At 70.4% G+C, this 12,544-nt stretch carries 12 protein-coding genes; 10 read left to right on the top strand and 2 right to left on the bottom strand.

Annotation, left to right across the window (positions count from 1 at the left end; translation table 11 throughout):
• The coding region (locus tag ACIP4X_RS32800) for a glycosyltransferase 87 family protein (RefSeq protein WP_401351850.1) at window positions 1-1,054 on the bottom strand (1,054 nt) is incomplete at its 3' end.
• Window positions 1,055-1,134: 80 nt separating this feature from the next.
• On the opposite strand from ACIP4X_RS32800, the gene ACIP4X_RS32795 reads away from it, so the two are divergent.
• The 5 genes from ACIP4X_RS32795 to ACIP4X_RS32775 all read left to right on the top strand — a co-directional run bounded on the left by ACIP4X_RS32795 (window position 1,135) and on the right by ACIP4X_RS32775 (window position 5,858).
• Window positions 1,135-2,193 (top strand): NAD-dependent epimerase/dehydratase family protein, encoded by a 1,059-nt coding sequence (locus tag ACIP4X_RS32795; RefSeq protein ID WP_401351847.1) that lies wholly within the window; start codon window positions 1,135-1,137, stop codon window positions 2,191-2,193.
• A 172-nt stretch (window positions 2,194-2,365) separates the two neighbouring features.
• On the top strand, window positions 2,366-3,064 hold the full coding sequence (locus ACIP4X_RS32790) for a glycosyltransferase family 2 protein (protein ID WP_401351844.1): 699 nt from the start codon (window positions 2,366-2,368) through the stop codon (window positions 3,062-3,064).
• Window positions 3,061-3,714: a DUF2064 domain-containing protein gene (locus ACIP4X_RS32785; RefSeq protein ID WP_401351841.1), complete on the top strand. Its 654-nt coding sequence runs from the start codon at window positions 3,061-3,063 to the stop codon at window positions 3,712-3,714. The genes ACIP4X_RS32790 and ACIP4X_RS32785 overlap by 4 nt, the downstream gene beginning before the upstream one ends.
• 888 nt (window positions 3,715-4,602) lie before the next feature.
• Window positions 4,603-5,310, top strand: a complete 708-nt coding sequence (locus tag ACIP4X_RS32780) for an MFS transporter (RefSeq protein ID WP_401351838.1) — start codon at window positions 4,603-4,605, stop codon at window positions 5,308-5,310.
• Window positions 5,289-5,858: an MFS transporter gene (locus tag ACIP4X_RS32775; RefSeq protein WP_401351835.1), complete on the top strand. Its 570-nt coding sequence runs from the start codon at window positions 5,289-5,291 to the stop codon at window positions 5,856-5,858. Before ACIP4X_RS32780 ends, ACIP4X_RS32775 begins: the two co-directional genes overlap by 22 nt.
• 243 nt (window positions 5,859-6,101) lie before the next feature.
• Here the strand turns inward: ACIP4X_RS32775 and ACIP4X_RS32770 are convergent, their stop codons facing one another.
• Complete coding sequence (locus ACIP4X_RS32770) at window positions 6,102-8,438, bottom strand: ATP-binding protein (RefSeq protein WP_401351832.1); 2,337 nt, start codon at window positions 8,436-8,438, stop codon at window positions 6,102-6,104.
• A gap of 346 nt (window positions 8,439-8,784) precedes the next feature.
• Here ACIP4X_RS32770 and ACIP4X_RS32765 point away from each other — a divergent pair, with 346 nt between their 5' ends.
• The 5 genes from ACIP4X_RS32765 (at window position 8,785) to dhaK (ending at window position 12,540) form a co-directional block, all read left to right on the top strand.
• Window positions 8,785-9,642 carry a hypothetical protein gene (locus tag ACIP4X_RS32765; RefSeq protein ID WP_358733022.1) on the top strand — a complete coding sequence of 286 codons (858 nt, stop codon included), beginning with the start codon at window positions 8,785-8,787 and terminating at the stop codon, window positions 9,640-9,642.
• A 90-nt stretch (window positions 9,643-9,732) separates the two neighbouring features.
• A complete protein-coding gene (locus ACIP4X_RS32760) occupies window positions 9,733-10,095 on the top strand; it encodes a beta/gamma crystallin domain-containing protein (protein ID WP_391454755.1) in 363 nt (120 codons plus the stop codon).
• A gap of 260 nt (window positions 10,096-10,355) precedes the next feature.
• On the top strand, window positions 10,356-10,643 hold the full coding sequence (locus tag ACIP4X_RS32755; RefSeq protein ID WP_401351828.1) for a hypothetical protein: 288 nt from the start codon (window positions 10,356-10,358) through the stop codon (window positions 10,641-10,643).
• Between the two features lie 39 nt (window positions 10,644-10,682).
• Window positions 10,683-11,330, top strand: coding sequence for an ArsR/SmtB family transcription factor (locus tag ACIP4X_RS32750; protein WP_401351856.1), 648 nt, complete (start codon window positions 10,683-10,685; stop codon window positions 11,328-11,330).
• 217 nt (window positions 11,331-11,547) lie between these two features.
• Window positions 11,548-12,540, top strand: coding sequence for a dihydroxyacetone kinase subunit DhaK (gene dhaK / locus ACIP4X_RS32745; protein ID WP_358733016.1), 993 nt, complete (start codon window positions 11,548-11,550; stop codon window positions 12,538-12,540).
• The last annotated feature ends 4 nt before the right edge of the window (window positions 12,541-12,544 follow it).

The raw sequence follows: 12,544 nt of genomic DNA, 5'->3' as shown, positions 1-12,544 counted from the left end.
GCGCCACGAGTGCGACGACGGCCGGACCGGCCCACGCGTCCGGCAGCACCAGCCGCAGCAGCGCGAACCGGCTGACGTTGCCCGGCTCGTACCCCTCTTCTCGCAGATAGCCGGGGAGATAACCCAGGACCGCGGAACCGGACGCCGGCAGGTACGGGAGATAGGCGAGTGCCACAACGCCAACGGCCGTGAGGAGCACGCTCGCCGTCTCCCGCAGCCGGGCGCGCGGGTCATGCCCGGGAGCCAGTACTCCCGACAGCGCACCGGGGAGGGTGAGCACGGGGAGCAGCTTGACGGCGATCGCCGCCCCGAGCAGCGCTCCACGGCGTGCTCCCGCGACCGTGCCAAGCGCGGCCACCGTGAGCAGCACTCCGAGCGTGTCCACATGGGCGTCGTTGACCGCGGCGAACGGCACCGCCGGACACCATGCCCACAGTGCCACCCGCCGCGTGTCACCACATGTACGCCGCTGCACCAGCAGCAGCGCCACCGTAGTGGCGACGGCGAGCATCGCACCGGCGAGTTGCAGTGGCTTGTGCCGCCCGCCTGCCGGGGAGACTGCGTGCACCAGCAGGAACCACCCCTCGGCCACGGGTGGATAGATCGTGTGTTCGGACGGCCTGTTGATGTGCGTGCACCCACCCGCCACTGAGTGGAGGTCCCACCCACGGCACGCGGTCCCGGCGGGAAAGAGCCACGGATCACGCAACCGGGCAAGCTGTGACGCGTCCGGCGGGTAGGCGTACGGGGAGATCCCCGCGGCCTGCACGCGGCCGTCCCACGCGTAGCGGTACATGTCGTCGCTGGTGCGCGGCGGAGCCGACAGCGCCGCCACACACAGGGCGATCCCCCCGGCCAGGATCAGCACCACGGCGGTGCGCACCGGCACGCGGCGCACCATCCACGCCGCTCCGGCGAACAGCACCCACGCGGCGGCATACCAGTACAGCAGCGCAGCCGGATGGCCGAGATCACCGCCCAAGCGGACCGTCGCGGCGACGACGGCAACGAGGGCGGCGAGCAGTGCCGTGGCGCAGAGCGTACGTACTCCCACACCCGCCACAGTGGCAGTCTCGAACGCGCAGGCAGGCCTCTCGGCGCCGCGTGTCCCGATCCGGCCGTAGCCTCGAAGGCATGCTCGTCCTTGTCACAGGAGGGGCCGGGTTCATCGGCTCCCATGTCGTCCGGGCTCTCGTCGAGGCCAGGCACGGGGTACGCGTGCTGGACGTGCGGTCCCCCGAGCCGCCGCAGTTCCCGCCCGGCGTCGCGTTCGTGCGCGGCGACATGCGGGACCGGGCGGTGGTCGAGGAGGCGCTGCGCGGGGTGGACGCGGTCTGTCATCAAGCGGCGATGGTCGGCCTGGGCCGGGACTTCGACGACGCGCCCGCCTACGTGGGGTGCAACGACCTGGGCACCGCCGTACTGCTCACGGCCATGGCCCGGCTGCGCGTGAGCGAACTCGTCCTGGCCGGCTCGATGGTGTACTACGGCGAGGGCCGCTACGCATGCGCCCGCCACGGGACCGTCCGGCCCGGCCCGCGCCGGGTCACCGACCTGGACGCCGCGCAGTTCGAGCCCGTCTGCCCGCGCTGCAACGATCCGCTCACTCCCGGCCTGGTGCCGGAGGACGCGCCACCCGACCCGCGCAACGTCTACGCGGCGACGAAAGTCGCCCAGGAGCACCTGTCCGCCGCCTGGGCGCGGGACACCGACGGCCGGGCGGTCGCCCTGCGCTACCACAACGTCTACGGGCCGGGCATGCCGCGCGACACCCCGTACGCCGGGGTGGCCTCGCTCTTCCGCTCCGCGCTCGCGCGCGGCGAGCCGCCCCGGGTCTTCGAGGACGGCTGCCAGCTCCGCGACTTCGTCCACGTCGCCGACGTGGCCGCCGCCAACCTGGCGGCGCTCGACGCGGCCGGCGCCGCAATCCCGGCGGGAACGCTGCGCGCCTACAACGTCGGCAGCGGCAGCCCGCACACCGTGGGCGAGATGGCCACCGCGCTCGCGGGCGCCTGCGACGGGCCCGAGCCGGTGGTGACCGGCGAGTACCGGCTGGGCGACGTCCGCCACATCACCGCCTCCTCGGCGCGGCTGCGCAAGGAACTCGGCTGGCTGCCCCGGGTACCGTTCACCGACGGCGTGCGGGAGTTCGCGGAGGCTCCCCTGCGCGGCCAGACATCGGCGCCTCGGTAAGGCGCTTGCGGGAGATGGCCTCGAACCCGCGGCCGCCGGATACGTTGCGGCCCTCGTCGGACGGAAGCGACGGGCGTCCGAACCGCGCCAACCAACATCGAATACGGTGCGGTGGCGCGAATCAGGTGAGATCCAGGCGCGCCATCCCGTTTCTCTCCGTACGCTGAAAGACGTGACCGACAGGCATCGGCCCCTTGCGGACGTCGTGCTCCCGTGTCTCAACGAAGCAGCCGCGCTTCCCTGGGTGCTGGAGCGGATCCCGCCCGGCTGGCGGGCCATTGTCGTCGACAACGGCTCGACCGACCGTTCCGCCGAACTCGCCGCGTCGCTGGGAGCGCACGTCGTCGGTGCACCGGTGCGCGGCTTCGGTGCCGCCTGCGCGGCCGGGCTGCGCGCCGCCACCGCGCCCGTGGTCTGCCTCTGCGACTGCGATGCCACCCTGGACCCGGGGCTGCTGCCGTCGCTCGCCCTGCCCGTTCTGGACGGTGAGGCGGACCTGGTGCTCGGGCGGCGCAGGCCGACGAGGCGCGGCGCCTGGCCGATGCACGCCCGGCTCGCCAATCGCGAGCTGGCCCGGCTGATCCGCCGCCGCACCGGCCTGCGTCTGCACGACCTCGGCCCGATGCGGGTGGCCCGCCGGAAGTCCCTGCTCGACCTGGACCTGACCGACCGCAGGTCGGGCTACCCGTTGCAGATGGTCGTCCGCGCTGCCGACGCCGGATGGCGGGTGCGCGAGGCCGACGTGCCGTACTACCCGCGCGCCGGCCGTTCCAAGGTCACGGGTATCTGGCGTGGGACCTGGTATGCGGTGCGCGACGTGCGCGCGGTGCTCAGCGAGCCGCCGCGACGTCCGGCGGGAGCACTCCGATGAGCGGTCCGGTCGGGCTGACCGCGCTGCTGGTGATGGCCAAGGAACCGCGGCCTGGGCACGTCAAGACCCGGCTCACCCCGCCGTACACCCCAGCCCAGGCCGCTGCCCTCGCGGAGGCGGCGCTCGCCGACACCCTCGAGACCGCGCTGCGCTGCCCGGCCCGCCACCGGATGCTCTTCCTGGACGGCGCGCCCGGACGCTGGCTGCCGCCCGGCATCGAGGTGATCCCGCAGGCGTCCGGCGGCCTGGACGAGCGGCTGTCCGCGGCCTTCGCCGCAGTGGCGGACGGCCCAGCCCTACTGATCGGCATGGACACCCCACAGCTCACCCCGAAGCTCCTCGCCCCCGTACTGGCTCCCGGCGCGTGGCGGGAGTACGACGCGTGGTTCGGCCCGGCGGAGGACGGCGGGTTCTGGGCGCTCGGCCTGGCCGCGCCCGACCCGGCGCTGCTGCGAGGCATCCCGATGTCCACCGGGTACACCGGCGCCGCCCAACGCGACCGCCTCACCGGGGCGGGCCTTCGGGTGCGCGACCTGCCGCTCCTCCGCGACGTGGACACGGCGCCCGACGCGGCCGAGGTGGCGGCCGCGGCGCCGGGATCGAGGTTCGCCACCCTCTTGAAGCGCTACGCTCGCGGCCAGGTCTCCTGAGCCGCAGATTCATCGTGACAGGCAGCGCCGGGCAGCACCGCTCCGACGGGTGGCGGGGCCGGGGGGGGCTAGCATGGACGCTGGCTCGCCTTGTCATTGTGAGGGCGGGTGGTGTGCCGGGAAGTCTGGTCGGCGTCGTCGCCGTCGTGCCCGGAAGGCTTGCCGTGCCGCTCTCGTTTTGTGTTCGCCCTCGTGCCGTTGAACTCGTTCGGTCGCGTGGTGAGCTGAACCACCGAAGGGCCGGCTGCGTCCGGAAGAAGCTTTCAGAACCTTGACGTGCTCCGGAAGGTTCGGGCTGGAGCCCGTGATCGACGCGCCCCTTCCTCTTGGCCAGTAGCCTCCGACCAGACGAGAGTCCAGCCATGTCTCCGCAAAATCCGATTCCGGCTTCTCAGGACCCTGTTCAGCAGGTTCTCGCCTGCTTCGACGCCTATGACCGCGTCCGCAGGGCGCACGACAGCCTGCTGCCGACCAATCGGGTCTCCCCTCGGGAGGAACAACGGGCCTTCGACGATCTCAGGAAGGCGATCGAACGGCTCCGCGTCGCCCGATGAGACGACTCCACCGGACAGAGGCAGAGCCGGGACGGTGGTGGTCCGTTGTCCTGTGCTGGAGTCTGATGACCGCTTCGCCCCATCCGAGTGCGGCTGATCAAGTATCGGCGGACCAGTGGGGAGTGGGCCAGGACGGCGGGTCGCACGTCGTACGGCATGCGGCCGCCGGGACCGAACTGCCGCTGCCCGGTCCGGAGAGAGGCCGGTGTCCAATGTCAGGTCTGTGCCACCGATTTGAGCGGGCCCGCCGCAAGCAGGCCCCAGATCCGGACAGCGGCAGGGACAGCCGGATACTGAGGTCCAGCAGGGCGCTGAGTGACCTACCCGGCCGACGATGAGCGAGAGCCTCGCCTCGTCGGCTGTCGCGCGACCGCTGTGGCGCAACCGGGACTTCATGCTGCTGTGGAGCGGCCAGGTCGTCTCGACCGTGGGCATGCGGGTCACGGCACTCGCCTACCCGCTACTGGTGCTTGCGCTGACGGGCTCGCCGTTCCAGGCGGGACTCGTGGGGTTCGCCCAGACCTTGCCGTTCCTGGTGCTGTACCTTCCCGCGGGGGCACTGGTCGACCGTTGGGACCGCAGGCGTGTGATGCTGGCGGCCGACGGTGTCCGGGCGATGCTGCTCGGTCTCGTCGTGCTGGCGCTCGCGGTCGACAGGCTGAGTGTGGCGGCCCTGTTCACGGTCGTCTTCGTGGACGGCGCGTGCTTCGTGCTCTTCCAGCTCGCGGAGTCCGCCGCACTGCCGAACATCGTCCCGCGGCACCAACTGCCCACCGCGGTCGCCCGGAATCAGGCCCGCGAACTCGGCGCCGACCTGGCCGGACGCCCGCTGGGCGGCGCCCTGTTCGCCGTCGGCCACATCCTGCCGTTCGTGGCGGACATGCTGTCCTACGTGCTCGGCTTCCTGGCCATGCTCTTCGTACGGCCCGGCCTCCAAACCGGAGCGACGTCGACCACCGGCGGCGGGGGCTGCTCGCCGACATCTCCGAGGGGCCGGTGTGGCTGTGGCACCAGCGTCCGATGCGGGCCCTGGTGGCCCTGACCGGTGCCGTCAACCTCGTCCTGTCCGCACTCGCCCTCGTCATGATCGTGCGGGCCCAGGAGTTCGGTGCCTCGCCCTCGCTGATCGGGGTGATGCTGGCGCTACCCGGCGGTGCTGCGATCGCCGGCGCCTTCGCCGCTCCGTGGCTGCACCGGCGTCTGCGGCCGCGGACCGTGGTGATCGGGTCACTGTGGCTGTGGGCCTGTGGCATGGCGGTGCTGGTGTGGCTGTCCTCGCCTCTGGCACTGGGCGCGGTAGTCGCCGTGACGGCGCTGGCCGAACCGGCCTTCAACGTGGTCGCCACGTCGTACCGTTACGCGCTCGCCCCCGACCGTCTCCAGGCCCGCACCGTCAGCGCCGCCCGGCTGATCAACTGGGGGGTGGTCCCTCTGGCCTCGCTGGCCGCCGGGGGCCTGCTCCAGTCGCTGGGGGCACGGGGCACGCTGGTGGCGTACGCCGCCTTCATGGTCGTGCCGGCCGCCGTTGTCACCGCGCTTCCCGTGATACGGCAGGCCCCGCGGACCGAGGAGATTCCGCGCCCCGAGTGATCTCTCCCGGACAGGTCGGTTCTCCTCGCCGGTCCCGTCGATCAGCCGACCGAGTTCCTGGATCGTCGGATGCTCGAAGAGCCCGCGGACGGTGAGCGGGAAGCCGAGTTCAAAGGCCGCGATCATCCGTCGTGGGTTCCGTCGCCGCGGCAACGCGCCCGGCACCCTCACCTCCGAAGACCAGGCGGCTGTCATGTCTGTTGGTAGGAGAGTAGTCCGGCGACGGCTTGGAGCAGGCGTTGATCAGCGAGGCCGGCATGGATGGAAGGTGGTCCGTCGACTGCTTCGTGATGTCGTTTCGATTGTCGATCGAGTGCTCGGGTCCGGGCCCAAACCGTTGCGCAGGGCTTGGATGGCCTTTACGGCGTTGTCGTCACCGATCTGCCGGTAGATCGCGATGGCGCGGTCCACGTCGGCCAACGCGCCTCCGGTCTGCCCCAGTTCCCGGCGTGCCCGGCCGAGCGCGGCGTACATCTGCGCCTGCCATTGGGGAATGTTCGAGGCCGGTTCCCAGGCAACGGCCGGCTCGAGTGTTTCAATCGCTTCCCGCCACCTTCCCTGCGTGATGTGCAGCAGGCCGATGTCGCGTGCCGCCGATACCCGCGTCATTCCCGCGATCACGGGCGACGGCGCGGTGGCCGGGTCAGACGCCATTGTGAGCCTGTGCCTGTAGGCCCGCAGCGCCTCGTCGGGCTTCCCGGTGCGCTCGAGCGCCCTGCCCAGGGTGGACAGCGCGTGCATCACCATGCCTTCTCGGTCGTCCACGGTACGGAAGCCTCTCATCGCCCGGGCGGCCAGCGGCAGCGCGTCGTGGGCGTCCCCGGCCTTCAACAGCGCCACCGCCAGGTACGAGTCGGCCCACGCCTGTTGTCGCAGGTCCCCGGCCATGACCGCTTCCGCGTGGGCTCGACGGGCGCAGTCGCTCGCTCCCGCGGTGTCGTCGAGGCAGGTGTTGTGCGCCCAGGAGAGGTAGTTCAGATGCGTTGCGGCGACGGTGTGGTCGGCCAGCTCGGCGGCGGCGTTGCTGGACAGGGTGAACACCCGGGGCCAGTAGGCCCAGTGGATCCAGCGGTCGGAGAACCAGTGCATGGCTTCGGCCACGTCGACCACCCGTCGCCACCCTCCGGTGGCCGCGGCCAGTTCCAGCGCGGCGAGCCAGCTGTCAGCCTCAGTCATCAACCATTGCTGTGCGGCCTCAGGGGTGTCCAGCTGCACGCGGTCGTCCCCGTGCTCGGGGAGGGCCTCGTAGTGGGCTGGTTCGAACCAGCGGCCGGCCGCGATCGCCGTGTCCAGCAGCCAGTCCACCGCCTGTGCCTCGACGGCGGCGCGCTCGACTTCGGGCTCCTCTTGCTCCAGTCGCCGCCGGGCGAAGTTCCGAATGAGGTCGTGCAGCCGGTAGCGCGCAGTGAAACCTGACTGGACCAGACCGAGCTCGACCAGCTCGTCCAAGGCGTCTTCCGTGTCGGCGTCCGGCAGCCCTCCCAACACTGAGGCCAGTTGGGGGCCACAGTGCGGTCCCGGCATCAGGGACAGTCGTCGGAAGAGTTGTTGCGCGGCGCCGGACAGCTGTGTGTAGGACAGCTCGAAAGCCGCGGTGACCTTCAGGTCGCCGGCGGTCAGTGCGTCCAGACGGCGTTCCTCGTCCTCGAGACGGGCGGCGAGCCGGTCGGGTGACCAGTCGGGGCGGCTGGCCAGGCGGTTGCCGACGATCCGCAGGGCCAGCGGGAGGTTGCCGCAGGAGTGCGCCAGTCGCGATATCGCGTCGGCGGCACGGCCGGCAGCGGGTGGGCCGGTGATCAGATGCTCCAGCAGGTCGCGGGCTTCCGCGTCAGGCAGTGGCGGCAGTGGGAGCCGGGCCACCCCCTCCAAGCCGGTGAGCAGCCGACGGCTGGTGATCACTGTCAGGACTGCGCCGGTCGACGGCAGCAGGGGACGTACCTGGGCCTCGTCCGCCGCGTCGTCCAACACCACGGCAATCCGGCGCTCGGCTGCCACGGACCGGTACAGGGCTGCCCGGTCGCCCAAATCGAGCGGCAGCCGATTATGGGTCGGTGCCAGGGTGCGGATCAGCCGTTCCAGAACGACGCCGGGGTCCAGTGGCCGTGCCTCGAGGCCGCGCAGGTCGACGAAGAAGTACCCGTCGGGGAAACGGTGCGACAGCTCACTGACGGCGTGCACCGCCAAGCTGGTCTTGCCGACCCCCGGCTTGCCCGAGATCACGACGGTGGGCGCCGGTTCGTCCAGCGAACCGTCCGTGAGCGAGGCCAGCCAGCCCGCCTCCTGGCCACGGCCGGTGAAGTCGGGCACCGCGCGCGGCATCGCCATCAGCCCCGGGGCCGGTGCCGGGCTGCGGCGCTGGCCGACGCGGGCGGCTCGCAGCAGCTCGTCGCGGCAATCGCCGGTCAGTCGCAGTGCGTCCGCGAGTGCGATCATGGTGGCGCGCTGCGGCCCGAGGCTCTTACCGCGCTCCAGGTTGCCGATCGCCCGCACGCTCACCCCGGAAGCGTTCGACAACTCCTCAATGGTCATATGGGCCGCATGCCGCAGGCGCCGTAAGAACGCCCCTAACGAGCTGTCCAACGTCCGCTTCCCCCGCCGAATATTTGCGCGGGCATCTTGTACCCGCGGTACTTGTGCCTGTTGTTCTGCCTGGGCATCGATCGTGACGAGCAGTCTACTTGTCACATCCGCCCCGATCGGGTGGTGGCTGCATCTGTCCATAAAGCACCCCAATGCTCGCCGTCCGCGTACCTGGCGCCGCGCCCTGGGGCGCGGATCTCAGGGCCGGCGGGCCGACTGGTCCGACGAGAACCGGTTGGCCTCCCTGCGACCGCAATTCGCTCCTGCTCCCGGAAAGGGCAAGTCCAGCATGAGATCCGTTCGAGTCGCCCCCGGCGCGCGGCGAGCTGTACGACCCCTCGTGAGCATGACCTCCATCACGGCGATCGCTGCCGGTCTGCTGGTCACCGGCTGCTCCTCGGGCCTCGCCGACAGCGCGGCGCATGTGACACCGACTCCGCCGGCCATCGCGGCCACTCCGACAGCGCCCGCCACCGGATACGACGGTCTGACACGGCTGCCGCTGTCCGCCTACGGCACCTCCGAGCAGGACGACGTCCTGCTGTACCGGACAAACGAGGCGCTGGTCGCCCGTTGCATGCAAAGCCGGGGATACACGAGCTATTCAGGCCGGAAGAAGACCCAGACCGCGGCGAAGACGAAGGAAGAGAAAGAAGCGATCCGCCCGGCCGGCGCCTGGGGTTACATCGGCAGTGCGACCGCCAAGCGCATCGGTTTCCACGTCGCAGTTCCCCTTCCGGCCACCCAAGGCCCGACCGGCCGGGAATTGAAGGACTACAACGCCTGCTGGGACAAGGCGGACAAGCAAGTGCCGTCTCTCGCCGGCACCCAGGGTTGGAAGCTCACCCAGGACCTGTTCGGCCAGTCGTTCCAGCAGGCGGCCGCGGACAGCCGGGTCGGCGCCGCGCGTGAACGCTGGTCGGCCTGCATGAGCACGGCGGGACGCCCGGCCGACGATCCCGAGCAGCTGGCCAACGGCTTCCTGAACGCCAAGAAGGCGACCGCGAAGGAGATCGCCGCGGCCACGGCCGACGAGTCCTGCACGCGGTCATCGCATCTGGCCGACGTCTACTTCGCCGTCCTCACCGGATACCAGCAGCAGCTCATATCCGCCAACACCAACGTCCTGACCGGCTACAAGAAACAGGTTCAGGCGCAGGTCGACCTGGCCGCACACCTCCTGGCCGCATCTGACACGACCTGAACCAACGCCTCACCCCTCGACTCCGGACGGCACTGTGCCAGACCGCACCACCGTCCGGCCCTCCAGCACGACACCAAAAGGAGAAGTTCCATGAACCAGAGAGTCAAACGAGTGGTCCTGTCCGCGCTGACGACCGTCGTGGCGGCGGCCTCACTCACCCTCGCCACCACGACGCAGGCGTCCGCGATCAACCAGGTCTCATGCGGAGACGAGTTCCTGCAGGTCTATATTCACCCGACCAATGGGTCCACCCAACACCTGTGTTACGCCAACGCCGGAACCGTGGGATTCGGCAGCGGTTGGTGGATCACGCAGATCTCGACCGGCAACAACCGGGTCCAGTGGCAGGGGGACGGAAGGTGGCAGCCCGATACCCCGATCAATAAGTGGACGGTCTTCACCTGGCCGAATCAGTCGGGTGGGGTCAACTTAACCGGGATCAGGATTCTCTGAACCATCGGTAGCGGGGGGACGGCGGTCCTGTCCGATCGCCGTCCCCGATGCGCAGGGCCACTCCCAAGGCCCTCAAGGATCGATGAACCGCAGTCCCGCCGGCCGTGTGAGCGAGCAGAGTCGGAGCCTCCAGTGGTGGGGAAGCACGGCCTCCCAGCGGCCGGCTGACCTCTTCCGTAGCGACTGGGCCGACGTGACGGGACCACTCGCGCCCGCTCGAAAGTCCCCCCATACGAAGATTCAGTGGCTGATTGCCACTCTTGTCCGCACAAAGGGGACCGGGTCACTCTCTGGATCCATCGCCCGATGTCCGCGTAGGAGCGGCGGGCGGCACCGCCGGGCTGCTCGCCGGGTTCGGGCCGGTACTGCTCTGGCAGAGGCCGGTACTGACCGCCGACTACCCGGTCGAGCACGAGATCCACCTGGACGGCAGGGGGCTGGTTCTCCAGCCGTCGTTCTTCTGCGTCCGCAGACCCGTCGTACTGGCCGTCTGCGATCCCGACCGCGTTCCGGTTCTCGGCTACCCGATCCAGCACGTTCCGGGCTGAGCTGCCCGCGGCCGCACGGCCGCGCGGCGTGGTGCCGAGCTGGGCGGGCTGGTCGGCCGGACCCGGGCCGCGATCCTGGAGGACGTCGTCACCGGCCGTACCACCAGCGAACTCGCCGAGCGCATCGGCATCTCCGGCGCGGCCGCCAGCCAGCACACCGCCGTCCTGCGGGAGGCCGGCCTGCTGGTCAGCGTCCGCCGCAACCGCCATGTCCTCCACACCGTCACACCTGTGGGCCTCGCCCTGCTCGACGGTCGCGGAGCCTCCATTTTAAGCGGAGGGCCCTCTCGCGGACCTGGCAGCGCAGCAGTTCGTGGAAGGCTTGCGGCTACCGGGTTCGTCCAGGGCGCCGTGAAGCCAAGCCACTCTCACCCCCGCCCCGGCGAAGCCGAAGCGCTGCAGACGGCCTGGCGAGTCGGCTCGGACACCCGCAGCAGCGATCCCGAAGTGCAGTCGAGGCAGCGGATCACCGAGGCCGTCACCTCACAGGCTTGCACCCGCAGCCAGCAGAAGAGAGACCACGACTCGTACGCCACCCGGCTGAAGAGCCCGTCCACTGCACCGAGATCCAACACTCGACCAGCCTCCACCCACCCCGGCCTGACAGGTGCAGGCCGAGTAAGCGGAATGGCTGATAAGCCTGTGGGCGCGCCTCTCCTCGTTCGCCTGTACGGCCGTCACAGGTGACCTTCGGTGCCGCAAGGTCGATACTGCCGGTAGGAACGCTGCGGTTTTCCCTTGTCCGTCCGTCCGATGTCATTGATGACCCCTCAGTAGAGTCAGCGTCAGTACCGCCCCGCTTCCGACCGTCACGGACCGCCGAGATCAACGACAGCCGTCATGTGCTCCGACCAGCAAAGCCGCAGGTCGGAGCCGCACCCGCTAAGATCACTGGGAGGTATCGATGAAAATGCTCATCAATGTCGCCGAGACCGTCGTGGCGGACGCGCTGCGGGGTATGGCGGCGGCCCACCCCGAGCTGACGGTCGATGTGGAGAACCGGGTCGTCGTGCGGCGGGACGCACCCGTGGCGGGGAAGGTCGCGCTGGTCTCCGGCGGCGGGTCCGGGCACGAGCCGCTGCACGGCGGGTTCGTCGGGCCCGGGATGCTCTCGGCGGCCTGTCCGGGGGAGGTCTTCACCTCGCCGGTGCCGGACCAGATGCTGCGGGCCGCGGCGGCCGTGGACAGCGGGGCCGGCGTCCTGTTCATCGTGAAGAACTACACCGGCGACGTACTCAACTTCGACATGGCCACCGAACTCGCCGAGGACGAGGGCATCCAGATCGCGAAAGTGCTGGTAAACGATGACGTGGCGGTGACCGACAGCCTGTACACGGCCGGGCGGCGCGGTACCGGCGCGACCCTCTTCGTGGAGAAGATCGCGGGCGCCGCCGCCGACGAGGGGCAGCCGCTGGAGCGGGTGGAGTCGATCGGCCGGCAGGTCAACGAGAACTCCCGCAGCTTCGGCGTCGCGCTGAGCGCCTGCACCACCCCGGCCAAGGGCAGCCCCACCTTCGACCTGCCCGCCGGTGAGCTGGAGCTCGGCATCGGCATCCACGGCGAGCCGGGCCGGGAGCGGCGGCCCATGATGACCTCGCACGAGATCGCCGACTTCGCGGTGCACGCGATCCTGGAGGACATGACCCCGCGCAACCCCGTGCTGCTGCTGGTCAACGGCATGGGCGCGACCCCTCTGCTGGAGCTGTACGGCTTCAACGCGGAGGTGCACCGGGTGCTCGCCGAGCGAGGCGTGCCCGTCGCCCGCACTCTGGTGGGCAACTACGTCACCTCCCTGGACATGGCGGGCGCCTCGGTCACCCTGTGCCAGATCGACGAGGAACTGCTGCGGCTGTGGGACGCGCCGGTGAGCACACCGGGCCTGCGTTGGGGCAGGTGAGCCG

It is taken from the genome of Streptomyces sp. NPDC088817 (assembly GCF_044750345.1).
Classification (GTDB): domain Bacteria; phylum Actinomycetota; class Actinomycetes; order Streptomycetales; family Streptomycetaceae; genus Streptomyces.
Note: the sequence above shows the minus strand (reverse complement) of the source record. Positions and strands in the feature narration are given on the sequence as shown.

Excerpts from the sequence above, each read along its gene's own strand:
- ACIP4X_RS32795 (WP_401351847.1), top strand. The coding sequence starts at position 1,135 with ATGCTCGTCCTTGTCACAGGAGGGGCCGGGTTCATCGGCTCCCATGTC.
- ACIP4X_RS32785 (WP_401351841.1), top strand. The coding sequence starts at position 3,061 with ATGAGCGGTCCGGTCGGGCTGACCGCGCTGCTGGTGATGGCCAAGGAA.
- ACIP4X_RS32780 (WP_401351838.1), top strand. The coding sequence starts at position 4,603 with ATGAGCGAGAGCCTCGCCTCGTCGGCTGTCGCGCGACCGCTGTGGCGC.
- ACIP4X_RS32775 (WP_401351835.1), top strand. The coding sequence starts at position 5,289 with ATGCGGGCCCTGGTGGCCCTGACCGGTGCCGTCAACCTCGTCCTGTCC.
- ACIP4X_RS32765 (WP_358733022.1), top strand. The coding sequence starts at position 8,785 with ATGACCTCCATCACGGCGATCGCTGCCGGTCTGCTGGTCACCGGCTGC.
- ACIP4X_RS32760 (WP_391454755.1), top strand. The coding sequence starts at position 9,733 with ATGAACCAGAGAGTCAAACGAGTGGTCCTGTCCGCGCTGACGACCGTC.
- dhaK (WP_358733016.1), top strand. The coding sequence starts at position 11,548 with ATGAAAATGCTCATCAATGTCGCCGAGACCGTCGTGGCGGACGCGCTG.